The organism is Bacteroides rodentium JCM 16496, assembly GCF_000614125.1.
GTDB lineage: Bacteria > Bacteroidota > Bacteroidia > Bacteroidales > Bacteroidaceae > Bacteroides > Bacteroides rodentium.
Genome location: NZ_BAKJ01000028.1, coordinates 1 through 22,789, shown reverse-complemented (window position 1 = coordinate 22,789; position 22,789 = coordinate 1). Strand labels below are relative to the sequence as shown.

General features: G+C 48.1%; 22 protein-coding genes, 1 tRNA gene and 5 pseudogenes. 16 read left to right on the top strand and 12 right to left on the bottom strand.

The window, feature by feature from the left end; all coding sequences use genetic code 11:
- Positions 1-131: 131 nt before the first annotated feature.
- A pseudogene (locus JCM16496_RS23880) lies at positions 132-311 on the bottom strand (hypothetical protein); the annotation flags it as partial.
- Between the two features lie 451 nt (positions 312-762).
- On the opposite strand from JCM16496_RS23880, the gene JCM16496_RS13015 reads away from it, so the two are divergent.
- From JCM16496_RS13015 to JCM16496_RS24945, 3 genes and pseudogenes are all read left to right on the top strand, one after another.
- The gene (locus JCM16496_RS13015) at positions 763-2,391 is read left to right on the top strand and encodes an RluA family pseudouridine synthase (protein ID WP_167332300.1); all 1,629 of its coding nucleotides are present in this window, start codon (positions 763-765) and stop codon (positions 2,389-2,391) included.
- A 38-nt stretch (positions 2,392-2,429) separates the two neighbouring features.
- A complete protein-coding gene (locus JCM16496_RS13010; RefSeq protein WP_025834781.1) occupies positions 2,430-2,909 on the top strand; it encodes a GNAT family N-acetyltransferase in 480 nt (159 codons plus the stop codon).
- 12 nt (positions 2,910-2,921) lie between these two features.
- A pseudogene (locus JCM16496_RS24945) lies at positions 2,922-3,310 on the top strand (VOC family protein).
- Between the two features lie 4 nt (positions 3,311-3,314).
- Here the strand turns inward: JCM16496_RS24945 and nfo are convergent.
- The 4 genes from nfo to JCM16496_RS12985 all read right to left on the bottom strand — a co-directional run bounded on the left by nfo (position 3,315) and on the right by JCM16496_RS12985 (position 7,193).
- Complete coding sequence (gene nfo, locus JCM16496_RS13000; protein ID WP_025834779.1) at positions 3,315-4,157, bottom strand: deoxyribonuclease IV; 843 nt, start codon at positions 4,155-4,157, stop codon at positions 3,315-3,317.
- A gap of 4 nt (positions 4,158-4,161) precedes the next feature.
- Positions 4,162-4,479, bottom strand: coding sequence for an MGMT family protein (locus tag JCM16496_RS12995; protein ID WP_025834777.1), 318 nt, complete (start codon positions 4,477-4,479; stop codon positions 4,162-4,164).
- 58 nt (positions 4,480-4,537) lie between these two features.
- Positions 4,538-5,020 (bottom strand): PepSY-like domain-containing protein, encoded by a 483-nt coding sequence (locus tag JCM16496_RS12990; RefSeq protein ID WP_005835865.1) that lies wholly within the window; start codon positions 5,018-5,020, stop codon positions 4,538-4,540.
- 79 nt (positions 5,021-5,099) lie between these two features.
- Positions 5,100-7,193 carry a sensor histidine kinase gene (locus JCM16496_RS12985; RefSeq protein WP_025834773.1) on the bottom strand — a complete coding sequence of 698 codons (2,094 nt, stop codon included), beginning with the start codon at positions 7,191-7,193 and terminating at the stop codon, positions 5,100-5,102.
- Between the two features lie 151 nt (positions 7,194-7,344).
- Between JCM16496_RS12985 and JCM16496_RS12980 the strand changes: the two genes are divergently transcribed.
- From JCM16496_RS12980 to JCM16496_RS12970, 3 genes are read left to right on the top strand one after another with little or no spacing between them, the layout of a single operon-like run.
- Positions 7,345-7,803: a GNAT family N-acetyltransferase gene (locus JCM16496_RS12980; RefSeq protein WP_025834771.1), complete on the top strand. Its 459-nt coding sequence runs from the start codon at positions 7,345-7,347 to the stop codon at positions 7,801-7,803.
- A 36-nt stretch (positions 7,804-7,839) separates the two neighbouring features.
- The gene (locus JCM16496_RS12975; protein WP_005835861.1) at positions 7,840-8,118 is read left to right on the top strand and encodes a zinc ribbon domain-containing protein; all 279 of its coding nucleotides are present in this window, start codon (positions 7,840-7,842) and stop codon (positions 8,116-8,118) included.
- 2 nt (positions 8,119-8,120) lie between these two features.
- Positions 8,121-8,426 (top strand): nitrous oxide-stimulated promoter family protein, encoded by a 306-nt coding sequence (locus tag JCM16496_RS12970; RefSeq protein WP_025834768.1) that lies wholly within the window; start codon positions 8,121-8,123, stop codon positions 8,424-8,426.
- 144 nt (positions 8,427-8,570) lie between these two features.
- Here the strand turns inward: JCM16496_RS12970 and JCM16496_RS12965 are convergent, their stop codons facing one another.
- Positions 8,571-9,035: a MaoC family dehydratase gene (locus tag JCM16496_RS12965; RefSeq protein ID WP_025834766.1), complete on the bottom strand. Its 465-nt coding sequence runs from the start codon at positions 9,033-9,035 to the stop codon at positions 8,571-8,573.
- A gap of 22 nt (positions 9,036-9,057) precedes the next feature.
- On the bottom strand, positions 9,058-9,804 hold the full coding sequence (locus JCM16496_RS12960; protein ID WP_025834764.1) for an SGNH/GDSL hydrolase family protein: 747 nt from the start codon (positions 9,802-9,804) through the stop codon (positions 9,058-9,060).
- A 578-nt stretch (positions 9,805-10,382) separates the two neighbouring features.
- Here JCM16496_RS12960 and JCM16496_RS12955 point away from each other — a divergent pair.
- The 4 genes and pseudogenes from JCM16496_RS12955 (at position 10,383) to JCM16496_RS12940 (ending at position 13,248) form a co-directional block, all read left to right on the top strand.
- On the top strand, positions 10,383-10,793 hold the full coding sequence (locus JCM16496_RS12955) for a secondary thiamine-phosphate synthase enzyme YjbQ (RefSeq protein ID WP_025834762.1): 411 nt from the start codon (positions 10,383-10,385) through the stop codon (positions 10,791-10,793).
- 12 nt (positions 10,794-10,805) lie between these two features.
- A pseudogene (locus tag JCM16496_RS12950) lies at positions 10,806-11,530 on the top strand (SDR family NAD(P)-dependent oxidoreductase).
- A 43-nt stretch (positions 11,531-11,573) separates the two neighbouring features.
- Positions 11,574-12,554, top strand: coding sequence for a lytic transglycosylase domain-containing protein (locus JCM16496_RS12945; protein WP_025834760.1), 981 nt, complete (start codon positions 11,574-11,576; stop codon positions 12,552-12,554).
- A gap of 25 nt (positions 12,555-12,579) precedes the next feature.
- Positions 12,580-13,248, top strand: coding sequence for an MgtC/SapB family protein (locus JCM16496_RS12940; RefSeq protein WP_025834758.1), 669 nt, complete (start codon positions 12,580-12,582; stop codon positions 13,246-13,248).
- Positions 13,249-13,254: 6 nt separating this feature from the next.
- Here the strand turns inward: JCM16496_RS12940 and JCM16496_RS12935 are convergent, their stop codons facing one another.
- The 3 genes and pseudogenes from JCM16496_RS12935 to JCM16496_RS12925 all read right to left on the bottom strand — a co-directional run bounded on the left by JCM16496_RS12935 (position 13,255) and on the right by JCM16496_RS12925 (position 15,560).
- Positions 13,255-14,028, bottom strand: coding sequence for a TIGR03915 family putative DNA repair protein (locus tag JCM16496_RS12935; RefSeq protein WP_025834756.1), 774 nt, complete (start codon positions 14,026-14,028; stop codon positions 13,255-13,257).
- Positions 14,025-15,289 (bottom strand): annotated as a pseudogene (locus tag JCM16496_RS12930) (putative DNA modification/repair radical SAM protein). Before JCM16496_RS12930 ends, JCM16496_RS12935 begins: the two are co-directional and overlap by 4 nt.
- A gap of 94 nt (positions 15,290-15,383) precedes the next feature.
- Positions 15,384-15,560, bottom strand: a complete 177-nt coding sequence (locus tag JCM16496_RS12925) for a BF3379 family histone-like protein (protein ID WP_005826447.1) — start codon at positions 15,558-15,560, stop codon at positions 15,384-15,386.
- A 148-nt stretch (positions 15,561-15,708) separates the two neighbouring features.
- On the opposite strand from JCM16496_RS12925, the gene JCM16496_RS12920 reads away from it, so the two are divergent.
- The 6 genes and pseudogenes from JCM16496_RS12920 to JCM16496_RS12895 all read left to right on the top strand — a co-directional run bounded on the left by JCM16496_RS12920 (position 15,709) and on the right by JCM16496_RS12895 (position 21,731).
- Positions 15,709-16,350 carry an AlbA family DNA-binding domain-containing protein gene (locus tag JCM16496_RS12920; protein ID WP_025834754.1) on the top strand — a complete coding sequence of 214 codons (642 nt, stop codon included), beginning with the start codon at positions 15,709-15,711 and terminating at the stop codon, positions 16,348-16,350.
- A gap of 244 nt (positions 16,351-16,594) precedes the next feature.
- Entirely contained in the window at positions 16,595-17,983 is a 1,389-nt protein-coding gene (locus JCM16496_RS12915; protein ID WP_025834753.1) for an alanine/glycine:cation symporter family protein, read from the top strand.
- An 86-nt stretch (positions 17,984-18,069) separates the two neighbouring features.
- Positions 18,070-18,696: a DUF8491 family protein gene (locus JCM16496_RS12910; protein WP_005826441.1), complete on the top strand. Its 627-nt coding sequence runs from the start codon at positions 18,070-18,072 to the stop codon at positions 18,694-18,696.
- A gap of 162 nt (positions 18,697-18,858) precedes the next feature.
- Positions 18,859-20,953: pseudogene (locus JCM16496_RS12905) on the top strand (KamA family radical SAM protein).
- Positions 20,954-21,007: 54 nt separating this feature from the next.
- Positions 21,008-21,583: a uracil-DNA glycosylase family protein gene (locus tag JCM16496_RS12900; RefSeq protein ID WP_025834751.1), complete on the top strand. Its 576-nt coding sequence runs from the start codon at positions 21,008-21,010 to the stop codon at positions 21,581-21,583.
- A 75-nt stretch (positions 21,584-21,658) separates the two neighbouring features.
- A tRNA-Trp gene (locus JCM16496_RS12895) sits at positions 21,659-21,731 on the top strand.
- A gap of 57 nt (positions 21,732-21,788) precedes the next feature.
- On the opposite strand, the gene JCM16496_RS12890 is transcribed toward JCM16496_RS12895, so the two are convergent.
- Entirely contained in the window at positions 21,789-22,334 is a 546-nt protein-coding gene (locus tag JCM16496_RS12890; RefSeq protein WP_025834749.1) for a 7-carboxy-7-deazaguanine synthase QueE, read from the bottom strand.
- Positions 22,321-22,653 (bottom strand): 6-carboxytetrahydropterin synthase QueD, encoded by a 333-nt coding sequence (gene queD, locus JCM16496_RS12885; protein WP_005826426.1) that lies wholly within the window; start codon positions 22,651-22,653, stop codon positions 22,321-22,323. The genes JCM16496_RS12890 and queD overlap by 14 nt, the downstream gene beginning before the upstream one ends.
- Positions 22,654-22,789 lie beyond the last annotated feature (136 nt).

Sequence of the window (22,789 nt, the reverse complement as noted above, 5' to 3'; positions counted from 1 at the left end):
GACTAAAAGCGTTATTTGAAAAAGCAAATCCAAGCAAACCGAAGAAATCAGCAAGTTGGCAAATCGTAACCCGTCAAAACGTAAAATTTACACAAGTTATTGATTACCAATTTAGAACTTAGGTTAAAGTTCTTTTGAAGTAAGAAATAACGGAATCCGTCAGTCTGATAAATAAACCCTTTCGTAAAGTCATAGTAGTTGCAGAAATCGGTCAACGATTCAATAACTTTCCTTTCATTGGGTTCATTGCTATTCAACCGTTCTAAAAAATGAAGCAAGAATATGTTTAAGTTCTCTTTGTTTTTGCCCATATAATCTTTTGAAAAACTTTAAGGCGCTAATATACAACTTTTTAAAGAGAAATAAGTTTCTTTTATATATCCAGGAAGTTTAAAAAACAACCATTCCCCAATAAAACAAAAAAGGCAATAACTTAATTTATTTTACAAGTATCACTAAGACAAAAGCTCTTCATCCGTATTCATACGACGGCATAACATCTAAAGTATACAAAAAGAAGTCTATGGAAGAAGAAAATATCCGAGACAGATTAATAGTCATTTTTTAAGGATAGCAGAGTTGCCAATTTATCAAAAACAAAGTTAATTCACACATATATACATATTTGTATAAACGGAGAATAAGTAAAACTTTCCCAAAGATGTTTTTTTCTTCATAAACGCTACAACCTATATACAACGAAATAAAGATTTGCAGTACAAACGGTCTGTTATGAGAGAAATATAGTATCTTTGCAACATCATGTTGCACCGTTTTACTACTTCCATAACCGACATTCCGCTTCCGGAAAGGTTCACCTATCCTTTCTGCTATACTCCGCACCCATTATGTATATTGGCAGCCAAAGAAGTACAAAGCTATCTTACCCGACAAACTGCATGGAAGGACGAACTGCGCCAAGGCAAAATGTTCGGGGTACTGATTGTACAAACCGAGCATGGAGAAACCGGATATTTAGCTGCATTCTCAGGCATATTGGCTGGAAAGAACCTACATCCCTTTTTTGTTCCTCCCGTATATGACTTGCTACAGCCACAAGGCTTTTTCAAGATAGAAGAAGAGAACATCTCTTCCATCAACCGCAACATCCGGCAACTGGAAAATGACAAAGCATATGCCGCCTTATCAGCAGAGCTTGCCCAGACCATTCAGTCAGCAGAAGACATACTGGCAACAGCCAAAGCACAGTTGAAAGAAGCCAAAACAGCCAGAGAACAGCGCAGAAAAGAAAAAGAACTCAATGCGCAGGAAGAAGCCGAACTGATACGGGAAAGCCAGTTCCAAAAGGCGGAATATAAACGCCTGGAACGTTCATGGAAAGCAAGGATTACCACACTGCAAACGCAGACAGAAGACTGGGAAAGACGGATTTCAGCATTGAAGTCTGAACGTAAAACCCGCTCTGCAGCATTGCAGCAAAAGCTATTCGAACAGTTCGGGATGCTGAATTACCGGGGAGAAGTCAAGAATCTTTGTGAGATATTCGGGCAGACCGTGCACAAGACACCTCCTGCCGGTGCGGGTGAATGTGCGGCCCCCAAACTGCTGCAGCAAGCTTATCTGCACGGATGGAAACCTATTGCCATGGCCGAGTTCTGGTGGGGTGATTCCCCCAAGACAGAGATACGCCATCATGGCCACTATTATCCGGCTTGCAAAGGAAAGTGCGAACCTATACTGCAACACATGCTGCAAGGCCTGCAAGTAGAGGAAAACCCCATGCTGAAAAGAATGCAGGTACCCTCCCAAAATCTGGAGATTGTTTATGAGGACCCATGGCTTTCGGTCATCAACAAACCGGCAGGAATGCTGTCTGTTCCCGGCAAGGAAGATGCAGTCTCCGTCTATAGCCTGATGCGCGGGCAATATCCCGAAGCTGACGGTCCCCTGACGGTACATCGTCTCGACATGGCCACTTCCGGTTTGATGCTCATTGCCAAGACCAAGCGTGCACACCAGAACCTGCAGGCCCAGTTCAAGAACCGCCTGGTCAGGAAACGTTATGTAGCACTGCTCGAGGGCATCGTCCCAGAGGACAAAGGTACGGTCGACCTCCCGCTTTGCCTGAATCCACTTGACCGCCCACGGCAAATGGTACATACCGAACACGGGAAGCCCGCCATCACCGATTATCAAGTTCTGGAACGTCTGGACGGAAAACGGACCCGTATCGCTTTCTATCCGCGCACGGGAAGAACCCATCAGCTACGTATACATGCAGCACACCCGCTTGGCTTGCACTGCCCCATCATCGGTGATGAACTTTACGGGGAGAAAGCAGACCGGCTTTATCTGCATGCCGAATACTTAGAATTTATCCATCCTATAACGGGAGAAACCGTAAGGATTACCAAAGAAGCCGAATTCTGACTGTCTACTGATTAATAACCAGCAAAGTAATGCAATAAATGATGATACTCCGACCTACCCCACAAGATTATGACGAACTGTTGACCGTTTGGGAAGCCTCTGTCCGCAGCACACACCACTTCCTGACAGAAAACGATATACAGTTTTACAAACCGCTGATAAGAGAGCAATACTTTCTTGCCGTAGAGCTTTACATCATCCGCAACGAAAAAGAAGAAATTGCCGCCTTTATGGGACTGAGCGATGAACTCATCGAGATGTTGTTTGTCCGTCCCGACCAACAAGGTAAGGGATACGGAAAACGGCTCATGGAGTACGCCGTCCACCAAAAACACATCCATAAAGTGGATGTAAACGAGCAGAACGGACAAGCTTGCCGATTTTACAAACATCTGGGATTCCAAGTGGCCGGTCGGGACGAAACCGACCCGACGGGAAAGCCTTTCCCTATTCTGCACCTGGCATTGCCGGGAGTACCGCAATCACCACAGATTACTCAGATTGAACACAGATTATAATTTAGCAAACTTATGAAGATACATCACATCGCCATCTGGACCTTCCGACTGGAAGAGATGAAAGAGTTCTACACCCGTTACTTCAACGGGAGCAGCAATGAAAAGTACATCAACCCCAAAAAGGATTCGAATCTTATTTCCTTCACTTCGATGAAGGAACGGATTTGGAACTGATGAGCCGTACGGACATACAGAATACCCCTATTGAGGAAAACAGACTGGGACTGACCCACTTTGCCTTTGCCTTCGACAGCCAAGAAGCTGTCCTCCGACAGACAGAACGGCTACGTACAGCGGGATATACCATCGCAGGAAAGCCCCGTACCTCCGGCGACGGATATTTTGAAAGTGTCGTCCTCGACCCGGACGGCAACCGTATAGAATGTGTATTCAGGGCATAGTCTCTCAATCAGAGGAGACAAAGCTTCTCAACAGTTTTATCTCCTCTGCCCAAAGCGATTCATCGGGCGTTTCCAAAATAATAGGTATACCGTCAAAACGCACATCTTGTATGAAGCGCCGGAAGAAATCCATACCTATCAGCCCCTTGCCGATGCTGTCGTGACGGTCTACTCTGGAGCCGAGTGCTTTCTTGGAGTCATTCAGGTGTATACCGCGCAGATAGCCGAAACCTACCGCTGTGTCGAACTCCTCAAACACCTTGTCATACTCATTCACTATATCATAGCCTGCTGTATACGTGTGGCAGGTATCAAGGCAAACTCCAACGCGAGACTTGTCATCCACCCGGTCAATGATATGTCCCAACTGCCAGAACTCGTTTCCCACATTGCTACCCTGCCCGGCAGTGTTCTCTATGACAGCCACCACATCGTGCGTCTTGCCCAATATAAGATTAATGGATTCAGCGACCTTGTCCAGACACTCTTCCACGGAAATCTTATTCAGATGGCTGCCCGGATGAAAATTCAGTAACTTCAGCCCTAATTGTTCGCAGCGCTGCATCTCATCCAGAAAAGCGGCACGGCTTTTCTGTAACCCTTCTTCTTCGGGATGCCCTAAATTTATCAGATAACTGTCGTGAGGCAGAATATAGTGGGAATCGAAGCCAAGCTTCCCGCAATTTTCCTTAAACACCCTGATACTCTCCTCCGTCAGAGGCTTTGCCACCCACTGACGCTGGTTCTTGGTAAACAAGGCAAAAGCATTTGCCCCTATCTCACTGGCATTGACGGGAGCCGCTTCCACTCCCCCACTGGCCGATACATGTGCACCTATAAATTTCATAATCTTATTGTATTTGCTCTTTCATGAATTCCCACTGGCATTTTTTCATGTCCACACACCCATTCTTTCTGAACGTCACGCCCTCTGCCTCCAGCAAAGCCCGCTGTTCCGTCCAAAACGGTGCCAGCCTGCCCTGGCTGTTCACTACCCGATGGCAGGGCAGACGCATGCCGTCGGGCACATCGTGCATGGCATGTCCCACCATGCGCGAACATTGGGGTCTTCCGACAAGATAGGCTATCTGTCCGTACGTCACCACCCGTCCCGGAGGGATTGCGGCCACTACATTATAAACCTCCTGCAGAAAAGTGTCTTTGTCCATAAAAGTCTGATTTGGGAAGGCAAAGATATGATAAATTCAGCAGGTATGCGAACAGACGTTACAAGAAAGTGGCTGCGCCGAGCGGATTGTATGTGTAGGTGACATTACGGGCACGGATGATTTCGCCCGTCGGGGTAAACAATATCTGATATTTCGTCTGGAGATTTGCCATCCCTACCTCTACCGCCACGATGGACTGCCATTTGGGGAACTGTACCCAAGTGACATTCTGCACCATCCCTCCGGAATATTCACTGGCGGCAAAAGCATTGTAAACGGCAGGGGGCACTTCGTCCATTGTCTCCCAATCCGTCTGTTGCATTACCCATTGCGCCTGCCCGTCAAACCAGACTTTCGTATCAAAACCGTTCATCAGGAAATCTGCCACATAATAAGATTCATCATGCGACCAAGCAACATCATCCGCCGTAGGATACATTTTCTTTAGCGCAGCTTGTACATCAGCAGGCGCCCAATCGGCAGAAGCCGAGACTGATACCATCAGCATCAGAACCAAAAAAGAGAATTTCAACTTACTCATAACTTCATCAGATTATCATGTTATGAGAAGAACGGCGTACAGTAGATTTTGTTCACCGGCAATTCCCGGCTGTCAACTCTCAACCATTCAGTGGCAATATCAGCAAGAAACGTGACCCGCCGGTATAGTTTCTATCCAGCCTTACCTCCCCATTCAGCCTTTCAGCGATAATGCGGCAGATATTCAATCCCAATCCCGTACCTTGCTTGAACGCATCCAACTTATTGAAACGTTCGAAGATGCTGTCGGCCTTATCTTCGGGAACGCCCGAACCCGTATCGGCAACAGAAAAGGTAATCTTTCCCGCAATCTCCGAGAGAGAACAATGCAGGTGGATCTCACCCTGCTCGGTATATTTCTCTGCATTGGTCAAGAAATTGATAAGCACTTGCTCCAGACGCTTCTCATCCGTTACAATCAGATAATCATCCGCCACATCCGAAGTGAAATATAGCTTCACATTTTCCGGTTTACGATGTTCCACGGTAGCAATGGCTGATTGACAAACGGCATTACAACTGTGAGGTTCCAAACGCATGGTATACTTACCGCTTTCCAAACTGGCAAGATCAAGAAGGTCGTCTACCAGCGTGGTGAGCAAATCGGAGTTCTGCTGAATGCGGAGACTGAACTCGCTCTTCTCCTCTTCAGTAAACTCCATTTCGGGCAAAGACAGCATCTGGGAGAATCCGACAATGGCATTGAGCGGTGTCCGGATTTCGTGACTCATGTTCTGTATAAAGAACATTTTCATCTTATCCGACTGTTCGGCACGGTCGCGGGCCACTGTCAGTTCCAGGTTCTTCTCTTTCAAGGCAGCCATCGACTTGCGGCGTTTGTACAGATAGAATATAAGAAAACAAGTAAACAACAATAGAATCAAGGCTACCAGGCTTAGTACAACAATTTGGTGTTGCGACACAACCTGCTGTTCCTTCAGAATGGCTTTCTGCCGTTCGGCTTCCACATTGAGGCGGGCCAGTTCCAGATTACGGTTCTCCAGCACCAGCCTACTGTTCTCGGCATTGATTTTCTCCAATTCGGCATGCGACCGGCTCTGTTCCAATGCCAACTGTGTATTGGTCAGGCTCAACTTCGTATTTTTGTATTCCAGCACTTTGGCTTCCAGTTTCATACGCTCGTTATCCAATTGGGCTGTCAATTCGGCCAAATCTGAAGACTGCACCAGCCTGCTCAACGAGTCTTTATAATTATTGTATACAGAGGCATACAAATAAGCCCTCTCATAGTTTCCGGACTTCACATATATTTCCCTGCGCAAACGGTACACCTCCATTCTACCACCCACAGAGTCAGCTGCCTTCAGAGCCTGCTCATAGTCCTTATCCACAACCAACCTGTATACCCGGAGTCTCCTCGCCGTTTCATTCCATCCAATCCCATATTGTTTCATCTGACGCAGACATTCGTCATAGCAAGTCCTGAATTCATCATCACGGTGCATCCAGTATAAGACTTGACACTTCTCCTGCATGACCCCAATACGGCTTCCTGACGTTTTTGCCTCTCTTATTCCTTTCTCCGCCAGTTCCAATGCCTTATCATATCCTTCCTCCTTTTTACCACGATAATATCTGATGAGATCCTGGTAAAGCGTTGTAGGGTCCTGCTCCGGAAGATGCTCCTGCATATACACCAAAGCTTCCTGATAGTATTCCGCAGCCAATGCTTCATTTCCACGAACACGATAAATGTTTCCCAAGGTACGAATACAAGAAAAGATTCCATAATCATGTTTATCCTCAAAGGCTTGCTTCTTCATATCTTCAGCCTTTTGTAGCGCACGCAGCGTACGGCCATTATTCAATAGCCTATTAATCTCAATTGTACAGGCAAAATAATAATACTGTAAATAGTCATTTTTCCTCGACTCAAGCCTCAACCTTTCGGCAGACTGTTCCAACATTTCATAATTATTGGCGGCAGCATAATAATATACGGGAATGGTCAGTGCCAGACATTGGGCTTTCTTATCTTTCTTCCTGGTAGCTTCAGTATATAGAGTATCAGCTATAAGCAGCCCTTGCGGACGGGTATTCCATCTTGTTGCCCTCTGATAAATAATATATAAGGAATCATCAATCTTATACGGATTGTTCTGTGCCCGAGCAGGTAAAGAAAATCCTGCAAGGAGTAGACACAGCAAAATCATTATATATTTTATTGTCGACACGATGCAAAGATACTCTTTAAAATCCAAATAGCATAGAATATAGAAAAAAAGTTCATTTTCTACAAGTTAAAATAATATTCTATTGTAATCCAAGGGCAAATGACTAACTTTACACAAGAAAATCAGAAGTATGATAAGAATACATCCCATATCCGGCAACAAAAAGCAATATCTTGACCTGCTGCTGCTTGCCGACGAACAAGAATCTATGATTGACCGTTATCTGGAACGGGGAGAGATGTTCATCCTATCCGATAATGATACAGTCAAAGCCTCTTGTGTAGTTACCTGCGAGGACAAAGGAATCTACGAAATAAAGAGCATAGCTGTCTATCCGGAATACCAGCGCCAGGGATATGGAAGACAACTGATAGCATTCGTTCTTGAACATTATAAAGACCGGTGCCATACCATGCTTGTCGGCACTGGAGACAGCCCGCTGACCATCCCTTTCTATGAAAGTTGCGGATTTGCATATTCACACCGGGTATCCGATTTCTTTATCGATAATTACGACCACCCCATGTTTGAAGGAGGCAAGCAACTGAAAGACATGATTTATCTGAAAAGGACGCTTCAACCAAAATAATATCCTATATTTGCATATCACTTAACTCCACACATTATGGAAGCCAAACTTTGCCAAAGCTGCGGAATGCCCTTGTCATCTGCAGAAGTACTCGGAACCAATGCCGACGGTAGCCTCAACGAGGAATATTGCACCTATTGCTACCAGCACGGCAATTTTGCACAAGACTGCACTATGGACGAAATGATAGAACACTGTGCACAGTTCACCGACGAATTCAACAAGGATTCCGGAATGAATTTCACTAAAGAGGAAGCCATTGCCGGTATGAAAGAATTCTTCCCGACCTTGAAACGCTGGCAGTCCAAACAATAAACATGCCGTCCCGTATCGAGCTGGAAAAACAGACAGTAGAACGGATGATCCGCCTCTACTGCCGGAAAAAGGAAGGTAACAAGCAATTGTGTCCCCGATGCGAGGAACTGCTGGGGTATGCCCGCATTCGTCTTTCACGCTGTCCTTTCGGTGAGAATAAATCCACCTGCAGGCAATGCAGCATTCACTGCTACAAGCCCGAAATGAAAGAACGGATGCGTGAAGTCATGCGGTATGCCGGACCACGGATGCTGTTATACCATCCCGTGGCGGCACTCTGCCATTTGTGGCAAGAATATATGCACTAAAAGATGGTATGTCAAAACTGGTATTCACCACAGATTACACAGATTTGCACAGATAAGCATCTTTGATTATCAGTAGATTAAGTTCATTCTGTGTTAATCCGTGTAATCTGTGGTGAATTTTGCCCCCTGCCATCTTACGCACAATCAATTGAAATAATACAAAAATATAGCCACCCCTTCCAGTGCCTTCTTCTTTTCACCTTGTATTTCGATGGCAAACTTTATTTCCGCCTTTGCCACGCCGCGCAGATTCGACAGAGATTGCAAATGGGCAACCAACCGGATGCTCTGCCCGGACAATACCGCCTGACCGAACTTCATCTTGTCCATACCATAATTAATCATCATCTTCAAGTTGTTCACTTCAATAATCTGGTTCCACAGATACGGCAACATGGACAAGGTGAGATACCCATGTGCAATGGTGCTCTTAAAAGGGCTTTCCACTTTGGCACGTTCCGTATCGACGTGTATCCACTGATGGTCCAATGTCGCATCAGCAAACAGATTGATACGCTCCTGAGGAAGCCCTACATATTCCGAAACACCGATTTGCTGGCCTACCAGCTTTTCAAAATCCTCGTACGAGTTGATAATCACTTTTTCCATTACTCTCTATTTTATTGATAAATTATAAATTCACGCGCTTTATCCACATATCCGCCATTCGTTTATGCCCTGCAGGAGTGGGGTGGATACCGTCCCAAATCCAATAGGTTTCTTGAGAAGCCGGAGCAGTGCCGAGAATTTCATCGAACATCGCATTATAAGGAAGAAATACCGTCCGATAGTCCTTCGCTATCCTCTCTACGATGGCGGCACAGCGACGCACCAGACTATCACGTTCTGCAAAGTCCTCGCTCTTACGCATATTGCCGACATTGGCAACAAAAGGAGTACCCAGCACTATCTTCAATTCCGGATTGGCCTGCAAAGAACGGTCAAGCAAGGAACGGTAACACTTTTCCCAGCCTTCAAAATCAAAAGGCTCTTTTTTGTCACCCTGCAGATAATAATGTACATCGTTTGTCCCCACCAAGACGGAAAGCACATCCGGTTTCATTCCAATGACATCCTCTTCCCAGCGTTTCTCCAAATCCCGGAGAGTGTTTCCACTGATGCCGCGGTTAAAAAATGCATATTCCTTTTCCGGGAAATCCCCTTGATAATGACTTGCACACAAATACATATAGCCGCTACCGTAAATATGGTTCATATCCCAAAGGCTTCGCTCCGCAGCCGGTTTGGGCATCCCGCAGGCATTTCCCCAGTTACCGTCCGTGATAGAATCTCCGATAAACAAGACACGCGGGCCGCTTGCATGAAGTAAGAGTGATACACAGAAAGAAACGATTACAAAGAGTCCGATACGCTTCATGGCATTTTCTTGTTAAGATGTAAAAATTGCAACAAATATACGTCTTATTCCGGCAAGTACAAAAACTCGGGTATCTTTTTCCCATTCCCCAAAAACAGATATACCTCTATAGCCTGTTTAAATTATGCCTTTAAAACCCGTTGTCGGAATTAAATGATGTGGAAAAACCGAAAAACAGAACATTTTCCTACCTGCCCCCTACCCGCTCCCTACCTGGTCCCTACCTGCGCCCTATCCGGTCCCTCTATATATACACGGAGCAGATAGGGGGAAAATAGGAAGCAGGCAGGCAGAAAACCGAAAAACAGAACAAAATGAAGACTGTGCATACCTCTAAGAAGGGGATATAAAAGCGGTTAATTAGGCCAACGGGGGTTAAAAGCAAAATTTAAACAGGCTCTTATTTTTATTTCCGTTCATCACAGATTAATTTGGAAATAATGTATCTTTGTCAATATCTTAATTGTTGTGACAGAACAAAAACATCACTATTAAAGGTTCGGGTATGAATTCTAAATTTGATTATAACTGCCCTGCCGGACAAGAGCATTCTGACAACAAACGAAAAACAATGATTTATGACCACACAGAAAGAATTTACCCTGACCCCTCGCCGGCGTGGCTTTCACCTGGTGACAGAGGAGATTATACGCAACCTTCCACCGCTTCCGTCTGCCGGAATCCTGCATCTGTTCATCAAGCATACAAGTGCGGGCCTCACCATCAACGAAAATGCAGACCCTGACGTACAGACAGATATGGAAGCCATCTTCAACCGTCTCGTAAAAGAACGGGAACCTTATTACCAACATACATGCGAAGGCGATGACGACATGCCCGCCCATGCCAAGGCAACCCTCAGCGGAACCAGCCTCACCATCCCCATCACCGATGGGCGTCTGAACATGGGTATCTGGCAAGGCATCTATCTCTGCGAGTTCCGCAACCGGGGTGGAGGAAGAAGAATTGTAGCAACCGTCATCGGATAATCCCCTATCATCATGCAGAAAGCCATCATTATCGGTGCCACTTCAGGCATCGGACAAGAAGTAGCCAGAATACTCGTGCAACAAGGCTGGCATATAGGTATTGCCGGCAGAAGAGAGGAAGCATTGCATGCCCTGCAAGCCAGCGCACCCGACCGGATAGTCACGGAACAGCTGGACGTTACAGAAGAGACCGCGGCCCTACACCTCCATAACCTGATAGAAAAGCTGGGAGGTATGGACTTGTTTTTCCTCAGTTCCGGAGTGGGACATCAAAACCGGGACCTACAGCCGGACATCGAACTGAACACAGCCCGTACCAATGTGGAAGGGTTTACCCGCATGGTGACCGCCGCCTTCAACTATTTCAAGACAAAAGGCTCCGGGCATATTGCCGTCATCAGCTCCATTGCAGGTACCAAGGGACTGGGTGTTGCACCGGCCTACTCTGCCACCAAACGCTTTCAGAACACCTATATCGAAGCACTGGCGCAACTTGCCCGGATGCAGCATCTCGACATACACTTCACCGACATCCGTCCGGGATTTGTTGCCACCGATTTACTGAAAAGCGGGAAATATCCGATGCTGATGAAAGCGGACCGCGTAGCACAGCACATAATCAAGGCTTTAAGAAGAAAGAGACGGATAGTTGTCATTGACGGACGCTACCGGGTAGTGGTGTTTTTTGGCGTATGATTCCACGATGGCTATGGGAAAGGTTGCCTATAACGAATTGATTTCGTATCTTCACGTCTCCAAACAGAAAAAAACATCCAAGTTATGAAGAGAAATTCAAAATATATTGTGCTTACGGCTGCCATTGCATTGTGTGCAGGTTCCAGCCTCCCCTTCCTTGCGGGCAGCAGTACGCTGAATCCCGAACGTGATTCCGTAAAATCCGAAGTTCCCTACTGCGTGACCTCCCCCAGCGTACCGGACAAGATTACTTTTGCCGGGCAGGATATTGACCTGCTGCGCTACGACCATCGCGAACGCATGGACCGCGAACTGATGTCCTTCACCTACATGCACTCCACCACCATGCTCATGGTGAAGCGTGCCAACCGCTACTTCCCCGTCATAGAACCCATACTAAAGGCCAACGGCCTGCCCGACGACTTCAAGTATCTGGCTGTGATAGAAAGCAATCTGAATCCGCTTGCCAAGTCGCCTGCGGGTGCTGCGGGCCTATGGCAATTCATGCCTGCCACCGGACGCGAATTCGGACTGGAGGTAAACAGCAACATCGACGAACGATACCATATCGAGAAGGAGACCAAGGCAGCCTGCAAATACCTGAAAGACGCCTATCAGAAATACGGAAACTGGCTGTGCGTAGCTGCCGCCTACAATGCCGGACAAGGCCGCATCTCCACACAGCTGCAAAAACAAATGGTGGACCAAGCCGTCGACTTGTGGCTGGTAGAAGAAACTTCGCGCTACATGTTCCGCCTGCTGGCAGCCAAAGCCGTCATCAGCAATCCGCAACAGTACGGTTTTCTGTTGAAACGGGAACATCTTTATCCACCCATCCCCTACACGGAAGTGACCGTCACAACGGACATTGCCAACCTGGCACAGTTCGCCAAAGGGAAAGGCATCACTTATGCCCAACTGAAAGACGCCAACCCCTGGCTGCGGGATACCTCGCTGATGAATAAAAGCGGACGTACTTATACACTGAAGATACCTACGCAAGCAGGAATGCATTACGACCCCAAGAAAACAGTACCCCACGACAAGAATTGGGTTATCAACTAATAAAAAAGAAAGAGAGTATATCATGATGATGTTAAACTTTGATTTTGTACTTAGGCTATTGGTAGCCGGAATATTGGGGGCCATTATCGGGCTAGACCGGGAATACCGTGCCAAAGAAGCGGGCTACCGTACCCACTTCCTGGTGTCATTAGGAAGTGCACTCATCATGATTGTATCCCAATATGGTTTTCAGGAAATTATTAAGGAAAGCAGTGTGACTCTAGATCCCAGCCGTGTTGCCGCGCAAGTAGTCAGCGGCATCGGATTCATCGGTGCGGGCACCATCATTTTCCAAAAACAGATAGTCCGGGGACTGACAACTGCCGCAGGAATATGGGCAACAGCAGGTATCGGACTAGCTGTAGGTGCAGGAATGTACACCATCAGTATTGCCGCCACCTTGCTGACACTGGCCGGACTCGAACTGCTGAGCCTTATTTTCAAAAGTATTGGCATGAAAAGTTCTGTGATAACCTTTTCCACTTCCAGCAAAGAGATACTACCGCAAGTGTCCCAACGCTTTAACTCCAAAGACTATCTGGTGGTGTCCTATAACCTGGACCGGCAAGTGGAGGGAGAGTACACCAACTATCAGGTGACCATGGTTATCAAATCCAAGAAAAGTTATAATGAGGGATATCTGCTGCAACTAATGCAGGAATTTCCGGAAGTGACAGTGGAAAAAATCGAATAAAGGGAATCACTGCTGTTTCTCCGTCAGATATTTCCAATAGCGCACGGGCATGTCCTGCTTGTGCTTCCGGGGATTGAGGCGTTCCTTGATGCAGATTGCCTTAAAATAGGTTTTCCAGAGAGATTGGAAAAGCCGTTCGTCTTTGTCCATCAGACTTTCGTCGAGCATGCCGGTGACAAGATGCCCTTCGCGGCTGTCCTCACCAAAAGTCACCTGGCGCACCTCCTTCAAGTCATAATAGTATCCATAGGCGCGTTTGATGTCATAAATCAGCCAACGCTGGTCGGAAAAACGGTCCTTGAAATGCCCCGTCACCAGGGGAAGGGCATTCTTCTCAGGCTCGACAGCCGCAAAAAAAGTACCGTCCGCAGCTTTCTGGAAACGGACAAACTGAAGCAGGCGTATACGCTCCCAATCCACCCGCTTCCACATACGGGAGAATTCCAGTACATCAGGGTCGGCAAAGTTCGTCTCAATAGAGCGCGGAGCATCTACTGCCTTGCGAATATAGCGGAAAAGGAGCATGGGAGTTTCCGGCTCCTCGGCCAGCCAGCACTGGGCCAGACAAGCAAGTGCCGTAGACGACAGCTTCTTCTGCAACCCCCGCCAGACACGTCCTGCTTTCTCCTCATCGGTCACCACCGTAAACAGCCCGTCGTAGAACAAAGGAAGCGGCTCTCCTTCCAGAAGCAGCGCATCGGGAAAGGTACGGCGGGAATAGGCTTCGAACACGGAAGTCAGCAATCCCTCAAACGTATGGTCATACAGAAAAATATTCATTCCTCAAAATTAAGTACCAACTGTCTCTCATCCATCTTCTTACGGTTAGGCTTGGGCAGCAGCAGACTGCGTACCCCCTGCGGGGTCAGCTCGTTGACCGTGTGCATAGGCAACTCGCAGCAAGTAATGAAATACTGTGCCTTCTTCATCACCACCCCTATCTTCTTCAACTGGTAGAAGCCTATCTTGGAGAAACGCCGGGAAGCCACTATCAGCCGTGCAGACTTCACGCCGATGCCCGGCACGCGGAGCAACATCTCATAATCTGCCTTGTTCACATCGACCGGGAACTGCTCGGGATGGCGCAAAGCCCAGGACAGCTTGGGGTCAATCTCCAAATCAAGGTCCGGGTAGGCATCATCCACTATTTCCTCCACCTTGAACTGATAAAAACGCATTAACCAATCGGCTTGGTAGAGCCGGTTTTCACGTACCAAAGGGGGCTGCTTCAATGCCGGCAGGCGCTTGTCGTAGGTATTGACGGAGATATAGCCCGAATAGTAAACACGCCGCATCGTAGGTCCTTTGTATAGGGCCGACGAAAGATACAGAATATCCTTATCCGTTTCGGCAGTGGCGCCCACTATCATCTGGGTACTTTGTCCGGCAGGAGCAAAACGGGGGGCATGGCGGTGTTTCTTGCGTTCTTCCGAACTTTCCAGCACCCCCTGCTGGATGTAGCGCATCGGCGCATATACACTCTTATGGTCTTTCTCCGGCGCAAGCAGTTTCAGATTCTCCTCTTTCGGTATTTCTACATTGACGCTGAGACGGTCGGCATAGAGCCCCGCCTCATTCACCAGTTCGCGCTGGCGCCGGGAATGCTTTTCAGATGGATATATCCGTTGAAACGATGGATAGTACGGAGGTCCTTGGCGACACGCACCAGACGCTCCATCGTGTAATCGGGATTGCGCACCACCCCACTGCTCAGGAAAAGCCCTTCGATGTAGTTGCGGCGATAAAACTCCATGGTGAGGTCCACAAGTTCGGTCACCGACAGCGTGGCACGCGGCAGGTCGTTGCTGCGGCGGTTGATGCAGTAGGCGCAGTCGTAGATGCAATAATTGGTAAGCATCACTTTGAGCAGGGAAATGCACCGGCCATCTTCGGCAAAGCTGTGACAGATACCCCAACCGCCCACAGTGTTCCCCAGCATACCCGCCTTGCCGGAGCGCACCGTACCACTGGAGGAACAAGAGACGTCATACTTTGCCGACTCTGCCAGTATCTTCAATTTATTGAGAACGTTTTCATCCATAATACCTGCGTCAAAAGTAGCAATAATACTTTTCAAAAACAAAAAAGACCGCCAGTAGTGGCAGTCTTTCGCAGCATGAAATATGCTTTTTTTCTTACTTCTTAGAAGCTTCCAAAGATGCTTTGCGGAATTCCTTCATAGCTTTTTCGATTTCCAAAGAAGCCTTACGAGCGCGAGTTCCTGCTGCCTTGTTACCGTTTTCCAACTGAGCGTTTGCATCTTTTGAGAAGTCTGCATACAATGCAGCTACTTTTTCAACTAATTCTTTCATAATCCTTTTTAAATTACTTCGTTAATAATGTCTGGCAAAAATACATTCTTTCTTGAAATAAATGCAGAAAAACGATATTTTTTTGAAATATTCGGTAAAATCGCCGCAAAAAGGGACTCTTACGCGTTTTTTATCTACTTTTGCAAGCATGAAAACGCTTACTGACACCGAATATATACACGCTCTCATAGCCGAAGGAGAGCACCAACAGCAGGATTTCAAGTTCGAAATATCCGACGCCCGCAAGATAGCCAAAACCCTTTCAGCTTTTGCCAATACAGACGGTGGAAAACTGCTCATCGGAGTGAAAGATAACGGGAAAATTGCCGGTGTCCGTTCGGACGAAGAACAATATATGATAGAAGCGGCTGCCGGACTTTATTGCAGCCCCGAAGTGAACTACACCATGCAGACCTATCTGGTGGAAGGTCGCAGTGTGCTGGTGGTACAAATCGAGGAAAGTGACCGGAAGCCGGTATATGCCAAGGACGAAACAGGAAAATACTTGGCCTATCTCCGCATCAAGGATGAAAACATCCTGGCTACTCCCGTCCATCTGCGCGTCTGGCAGCAAAGCGGAAGTCCGAAAGGAGAACTGATAGAATATACCGAACGGGAACAACTGCTGCTCAATCTGCTGGAAGAAAACGACCGCCTTTCACTGAACCGTTACTGCCGCCTGGCGCATCTTTCCCGACGCGCCGCCGAACATCTGCTGGCAAAGTTTGTTCGTTATGACATAGTGGAACCGGTGTTTGAAGGACACAAGTTTCACTTCAGGCTGAAATAGGCAAGGAGATTCCGTCAGGTTTGTCCAGATTTGTCCATGGTGCAAATTGCAGCACACGAGTTCATACCACGTTGATTATCATCAACTTGCAAGGAGCCTATCTCAGTTAACGACAGAGGTAGCCTTGAATAACGACAGAGGCAGCCTAAAGTAACGACAGAGGGCACCTTAGATAACGACAGAGGGTAGCACTTGTTTTGTGTGAGTTTTTTTTACTACAAATAGATAACTGTACATATACATTATGGGAATAATAAATCTGATAAACGACCTGCTCTGGACCTACATCCTCGTTGCCCTGCTGTTGGGATGCGCCGTATGGTTTACGCTGAGAACCCGCTTTGTACAGTTCCGGATGATAAAGGAAATGGTACGTCTGCTGGGAGACTCGGGCGGGAAAGGCGATGCCAAGGAAAAGCATATCTCATCGTTCCAGGCATTTGCCATCTCCATTGCCAGCCGTGTAGGTACGGGCAATCTTGCAGGGGTTGCCACCGCCATTGCAGTAGGCGGTCCGGGCGCTGTATTCTGGATGTGGGTGATTGCCCTCCTGGGTGCTTCCAGCTCGTTTGTAGAGTCTACACTGGCCCAATTGTATAAGATAAAGGGCAAAGACTCCTTTATCGGCGGCCCGGCCTACTATATGCGTAAGGGACTGAAACAGCCGTGGATGGGGGCACTGTTTGCCGTACTTATCACCATTACCTTCGGATTTGCATTCAACTCGGTACAGAGCAATACACTGTGTGCCGCTTTCGAAGGCGCTTTCGGGTTCGACCATGCCGTTGTGGGAGGCATCATCACCGCACTCACGCTGACAATCATCTTTGGAGGCGTACAGCGCATAGCCAAAGTCAGCAGCATCATCGTCCCCATCATGGCGTTGGGATACATTGCGCTGGCACTTATCATCGTTCTGTTGAACATCAAAGAACTGCCGGGAGTCCTGGCACTCATTGTCGGCCACGCCTTCGGATGGGAGCAGGCTTTGGGAGGGGGTGTCGGCATGGCGCTGATGCAGGGCATCAAACGCGGGCTGTTCAGCAACGAGGCCGGTATGGGGTCCGCTCCCAATGTGGCGGCAACCGCACACGTCAGCCACCCCGTGAAGCAAGGCTTGATTCAGACGCTGGGAGTATTTACCGATACGCTGATTATATGTACCTGCACCGCTTTCATCATTCTGTTCAGCGGTGCTCCACTGGATGGTTCCACAAACGGCGTACAGCTTACCCAGCATGCACTGACCAACGAGATAGGACCTTCGGGAGCCATCTTCGTTGCGGTAGCCTTGTTCTTCTTCGCATTCAGCAGCATTCTGGGAAATTATTATTACGGAGAAGCCAATGTGCGCTACCTTACCCGCCGTAAATGGGTGCTCAACATCTACCGTATACTGGTGGGCGGCATGGTCATGTTCGGTGCTGTTGCCACCCTCGACCTGGCATGGAGCCTTGCCGACGTCACTATGGGACTCATGGCGCTCTGCAATCTCATCGCCATCAGCCTGCTCGGAAAATACGCTTTCAGGCTGCTTGAAGACTACCGCGCACAGAAAAGCGCCGGTATCAAAGACCCCGTTTTCACCAAGAACCGCCTGAAAGAGGTAGAAAAAGACATAGAGTGCTGGTGATAACCAACTTATTTCGTACTTTTGCAGCCGGAACCGCCGGATGACCTGCGGTCTTGTAATTTGTAATCAGTAATTCGTAATTTGATATGAGTTTATTTGCCAAACTATTCAACAAGAATACCGGAGAAGTATCTTCGAAGAATGTGGAAGACTTCGTGTCACTGACACGCGTCTACTTCCAGTCTGTAATAGCCGCCAACCTGGGCATCACCAATATCCGCTTTGTGCCGGATGTAGCCAACTTCAAGCGTCTGTTCAAAATCCCCACGCAGGGAGGCCGCCTGGGACAAGCGGAAAAGGCCGCTTCGCGTAAGATGCTGATGCAGGACTACGGCATCAGTGAAAACTTCTTCAAGGAAATTGACACTTCCGTCAAGAAGCACTGCCGTACGCAGAACGACGTACAAGGTTATCTCTTTATGTATCAAGGCTTCTCCAATGACTTGATGATGCTGATGGGAAACCTGATGCAGTGGAAATTCCGCATGCCTTCCATCTTCAAGGGAGCACTGCGCAGCATGACCGAAAAAACCGTACACGACGTCTGTACAAAAACCGTATGGAAAAAGGACGATGTACACAAGACGGCAGCGGCAGTACGCCAGTACAAAGAGCGTCTGGGATATTCGGAACAATGGATGACCGAGTACGTTTACAACGTAGTGATGCTGGCCAAAAAGGAACCGAAACAGAAAGCCAACGAAGAGAAATAAAAGAAAAAGAATTCTAAAGAACTTTAGAAACAAGAAGGCGGGAAAGAAATTTCCCGCTTTTTTTGTTATTTTTAGCAAATGAAATCATTTTCCCCTCACGGAACACAAGGACGCACCCCGCGTCAACCATCATAAATATTAACTTCAAAAAAACAACCGCTTATGAAACAAAAGAAAATGCTTGCACTCACTCTATCACAACTGGAACAACTTTATCGGCACGAACTCCCTGAATTGGTCAGCATCGCCGTTCAAAGCGACGATGCGGAAGCCTTCAAAGCCAATCTGGCGGAGTACATTGCCGGACATCCGGAAGTGGACAGCGAGGCCGGTAAGCAAATTCGACTCTTGATTGAATTTGACGGGCAGGAAGTACACGAGCTCTCCATCGGAGAACAGCTGCCCATATCAACTTTATCAATGCTGCATTCCTTCCTCACGGGACAATGGGAAGAGGAAACGGAGACGGACCTGTTCATCGACTTGTTCCAGCAGTTCAAACGCCTCCACCAGCCAGCCCCCGCCCTCCCCTCCGCACAGAAAATCAAAACCCTGACCGAACGCTGGCCCAGCGGACTGGATGAAGACGTGCAGCATATCCGTGCAAAGAACAAGGAACGCATCCTACATGCACTGGTGCAGAAGATTGAGCACCGCAAGAACCCGGCTTCCCGCTTCCATTTCGAAGAGGGACTCAGCTACGAGGAGAAGTTCAACCTCGTCAGCGAATGGTGGAATGACTTCCGTTTCCATCTTGCCATGGCCGTCAAAAGCCCTACGGAGCTAAACCGTCTTCTCGGCAACTCCCTTTCTGCCGAAACCATGTACCTGCTCTCAAAAGCCCGTAAGAAGGGAATGCCTTTCTTCGCCACCCCCTATTATCTGTCACTGCTGAACTGCACCGGCAGCGGATACGACGACGAGGCCCTGCGCAGCTATATACTCTATTCACCCCAACTGGTGGAAACTTACGGACAGATACGTGCCTGGGAACGGGAGGATATCGTAGAACCAGGTAAACCCAACGCCGCCGGCTGGCTGCTGCCCGACGGGCATAACATCCACCGCCGTTATCCGGAAGTGGCCATCCTCATCCCCGACACCATGGGACGCGCCTGCGGAGGACTCTGCGCATCTTGTCAGCGTATGTACGACTTTCAAAGCAAACGGCTCAATTTTGAGTTTGACACCCTGCGTCCCAAGGAGACATGGGAAAAGAAACTGCGCCGGCTGATGGCCTATTTTGAGGAAGACACACAACTGCGGACATTCTCATCACCGGCGGTGACGCACTGATGAGCCAGAACAAGACGCTGGGCAATATTCTGGATGCCGTCTACCGCATGGCAGTCCGCAAGCGGAAAGCCAATCAGGAACGGCCCGAAGGAGAAAAGTATGCAGAGTTGCAACGCGTACGCCTCGGCTCACGCCTCCCCGCCTACCTGCCCATGCGCATCAATGACGGGCTGGTGGAGATTCTAAGGGAATTCAAGGAAAAGGCGTCTACCATCGGCATCCGCCAGTTCATTATCCAGACACATTTCCAGACCCCGCTCGAAGTCACTCCGGAAGCTGCCGAAGGAATACGCAAACTGCTGGCGGCAGGCTGGCTCATTGACAACCAACTGGTATACAACGTAGCTGCCTCCCGCCGGGGGCATACCACCCGCCTGCGCCAAGTGCTCAATCAGTTGGGAGTGGTTTGCTACTACACCTTCTCCGTAAAAGGTTTTGAAGAAAACAATGCCGTGTTTACCCCCAACAGCCGTTCCGTACAAGAGCAACGGGAAGAAAAGCGCTTCGGAAAGCTGACCAAGGAAGATGCCCATAATCTGTCCGTACTGCTTGGAACCGTCCATGACCCGGCAGCCTGCATCCGGCGTTTCCTGAAAACGCACCACCTGCCTTTCCTCGCCACCGACCGCAATGTGCTCAACCTGCCCGCCATCGGCAAGAGCATGACCTTCAACATGGTAGGCATCACTCCCGAAGGCAAGCGCATCCTGCGTTTCGACCATGACGGCACCCGGCGCCACAGCCTATAATAGACCGGCTGGGACAAATATATATCGTAGAGAACAAGTCCATAGCCTCCTACCTCCGCCAGCTGCAAGCCATGGGAGAAGACGCCGAAGAATATGCCACCATCTGGAATTATACGGAAGGCAAGACAGAATCCCGGTTCAGCCTCTACGAATATCCTGATTTCCCCTTCCAAATCACCGACAGAATGAGCAATCAGGACATTGCAGGATAGCATATCCAAGATATATTCCGTACTTTTGCAGGCAGAACAATGAAATTGGAAAGTATGGAAATAGAACAACACCCTTTAGAACCCTTCCTTCCCGGCAACGCCCGTCTGCTGATGCTGGGAAGCTTTCCTCCGCAGAAAAAGCGGTGGTCCATGGAGTTTTACTACCCCAACTGGAACAATGACATGTGGAGGATTACCGGATTCCTTTTCTTCAATGACAAGGATTATTTTGTAGACAAAACGAAGAAGGCTTTCTGCAAAGAACGCCTCATCAGTTTCCTGCAGGAAAAGGGTATTGCCTTGTTCGACACAGCCTCTGCCATACGGCGCCTGCAAGACAACGCCTCGGATAAGTTTCTGGAAGTGGTGCAACCCACGGACGTCCCTGCCCTGCTACACCGGATACCGCAATGCAAGGCTATCGTCACCACCGGCGAGAAGGCAACGGGCACGCTGTGCACGCAGTTTTCCATCGACAAGCCCAAAGTAGGCGACTTCACGGAGTTTCTTTTCGAAAACCATCCGATGCGCCTCTACCGGATGCCTTCTTCCTCAAGAGCCTACCCGCTGGCACTGGAAAAAAAAGCAGCAGCGTATCGCATTATGTATCAGGACTTACAGATGTTGTAAGCAACTTTCTTTATAAAATAAGTACGTCTGTTACTTGTATATTTGAAAGTTTACATTACCTTTGCAGCCGCAAACACGGGAGTAGCTCAGTTGGTAGAGCACCGGTCTCCAAAACCGGGTGTCGGGAGTTCGAGCCTCTCCTCCCGTGCATGAACGAATAATGGCTGTAAGCATTGCTTACAGCCATTATTCGTTTTATAAAAGCCTACCGGATATCTATCAGCTTATGTGTCTGCAAACTAAGCCTCCACTTAGGATGCTTCATCACACAATCCACCGTTTCGACCGTATTGCTGCAAGAGCAAGGCTGAAGAAAGAAATGCCCGGCGGGCAGCTGCTCATAAACAGTAATATCCTGCCCCTCATACACCACCTTCACTTCATTCATACGCGTAATTTCCAGCTTTGCCCCCTGCTTGGGAGAGCAGGTCACCCAATCTATATTATCCGGCAGCGGACGAGTACCGTTTGTTTCAATGCAGACATACTTTCCCGCCTGATGCAGACAATCCACAAATTCACGGTCAATCCAAAGGGAGGGTTCTCCGCCGGTCAGTATCACGGTAGCGGCAGGGTATTTACTGACTTCTGTTACGATATCTTCATCGGACATCAGTATGCCGTCCTCATGCTGCGTATCACAGAAGGGGCACTTCAGGTTGCAACCGGAAAAACGGATAAAGACAGCCGGAGTACCCGTATGGTATCCTTCTCCCTGCAAACTGTAGAATATCTCATTAATCTTCCTCATAGACGGCAATGTTTGATTCCGACTCCTGCACCTCTACCTTGAAGCAAGTGGGTATCTGGTCGCATATCCAACGGGCTATGTTCTCGGCTGTGGGATTGAAGGACAGCACTTCATTAAGATTGTGGTGGTCCAGCTGTTCCTTTACCACCTGCTTGATGTGACTGAAGTCTACCACCATTCCGTCCGCATTCAGCTCTTTGGAACGGCAATAGACAGTGATAATCCAGTTGTGACCGTGCAGATTCTCACACTTACTGCGATAAGAAAGTTTCAGGCTATGGGCAGCCGACACTTCCATGCGTTTGATGACTGTGTACATATTGTTAATACGCTAATTAATATAATAAGTTGCCGCATCTAATGTCACCTCGATGCGACGGCAAAATTACAAAAAACTTAAGATTTATCCATTTACTTCCCTAACTTATTCGTATACACAAAGAGAATTGAAGAGT

What these genes read in the sequence shown, in the direction of transcription:
- JCM16496_RS13015 (WP_167332300.1), top strand. Translation starts at nt 763, where the DNA reads ATGTTGCACCGTTTTACTACTTCCATAACCGACATTCCGCTTCCGGAA.
- JCM16496_RS13010 (WP_025834781.1), top strand. Translation starts at nt 2,430, where the DNA reads ATGATGATACTCCGACCTACCCCACAAGATTATGACGAACTGTTGACC.
- nfo (WP_025834779.1), bottom strand. Translation starts at nt 4,157, where the DNA reads ATGAAATTTATAGGTGCACATGTATCGGCCAGTGGGGGAGTGGAAGCG.
- JCM16496_RS12995 (WP_025834777.1), bottom strand. Translation starts at nt 4,479, where the DNA reads ATGGACAAAGACACTTTTCTGCAGGAGGTTTATAATGTAGTGGCCGCA.
- JCM16496_RS12990 (WP_005835865.1), bottom strand. Translation starts at nt 5,020, where the DNA reads ATGAGTAAGTTGAAATTCTCTTTTTTGGTTCTGATGCTGATGGTATCA.
- JCM16496_RS12985 (WP_025834773.1), bottom strand. Translation starts at nt 7,193, where the DNA reads ATGATTTTGCTGTGTCTACTCCTTGCAGGATTTTCTTTACCTGCTCGG.
- JCM16496_RS12980 (WP_025834771.1), top strand. Translation starts at nt 7,345, where the DNA reads ATGATAAGAATACATCCCATATCCGGCAACAAAAAGCAATATCTTGAC.
- JCM16496_RS12975 (WP_005835861.1), top strand. Translation starts at nt 7,840, where the DNA reads ATGGAAGCCAAACTTTGCCAAAGCTGCGGAATGCCCTTGTCATCTGCA.
- JCM16496_RS12970 (WP_025834768.1), top strand. Translation starts at nt 8,121, where the DNA reads ATGCCGTCCCGTATCGAGCTGGAAAAACAGACAGTAGAACGGATGATC.
- JCM16496_RS12965 (WP_025834766.1), bottom strand. Translation starts at nt 9,035, where the DNA reads ATGGAAAAAGTGATTATCAACTCGTACGAGGATTTTGAAAAGCTGGTA.
- JCM16496_RS12960 (WP_025834764.1), bottom strand. Translation starts at nt 9,804, where the DNA reads ATGAAGCGTATCGGACTCTTTGTAATCGTTTCTTTCTGTGTATCACTC.
- JCM16496_RS12955 (WP_025834762.1), top strand. Translation starts at nt 10,383, where the DNA reads ATGACCACACAGAAAGAATTTACCCTGACCCCTCGCCGGCGTGGCTTT.
- JCM16496_RS12945 (WP_025834760.1), top strand. Translation starts at nt 11,574, where the DNA reads ATGAAGAGAAATTCAAAATATATTGTGCTTACGGCTGCCATTGCATTG.
- JCM16496_RS12940 (WP_025834758.1), top strand. Translation starts at nt 12,580, where the DNA reads ATGATGTTAAACTTTGATTTTGTACTTAGGCTATTGGTAGCCGGAATA.
- JCM16496_RS12935 (WP_025834756.1), bottom strand. Translation starts at nt 14,028, where the DNA reads ATGAATATTTTTCTGTATGACCATACGTTTGAGGGATTGCTGACTTCC.
- JCM16496_RS12925 (WP_005826447.1), bottom strand. Translation starts at nt 15,560, where the DNA reads ATGAAAGAATTAGTTGAAAAAGTAGCTGCATTGTATGCAGACTTCTCA.
- JCM16496_RS12920 (WP_025834754.1), top strand. Translation starts at nt 15,709, where the DNA reads ATGAAAACGCTTACTGACACCGAATATATACACGCTCTCATAGCCGAA.
- JCM16496_RS12915 (WP_025834753.1), top strand. Translation starts at nt 16,595, where the DNA reads ATGGGAATAATAAATCTGATAAACGACCTGCTCTGGACCTACATCCTC.
- JCM16496_RS12910 (WP_005826441.1), top strand. Translation starts at nt 18,070, where the DNA reads ATGAGTTTATTTGCCAAACTATTCAACAAGAATACCGGAGAAGTATCT.
- JCM16496_RS12900 (WP_025834751.1), top strand. Translation starts at nt 21,008, where the DNA reads ATGGAAATAGAACAACACCCTTTAGAACCCTTCCTTCCCGGCAACGCC.
- JCM16496_RS12890 (WP_025834749.1), bottom strand. Translation starts at nt 22,334, where the DNA reads ATGAGGAAGATTAATGAGATATTCTACAGTTTGCAGGGAGAAGGATAC.
- queD (WP_005826426.1), bottom strand. Translation starts at nt 22,653, where the DNA reads ATGTACACAGTCATCAAACGCATGGAAGTGTCGGCTGCCCATAGCCTG.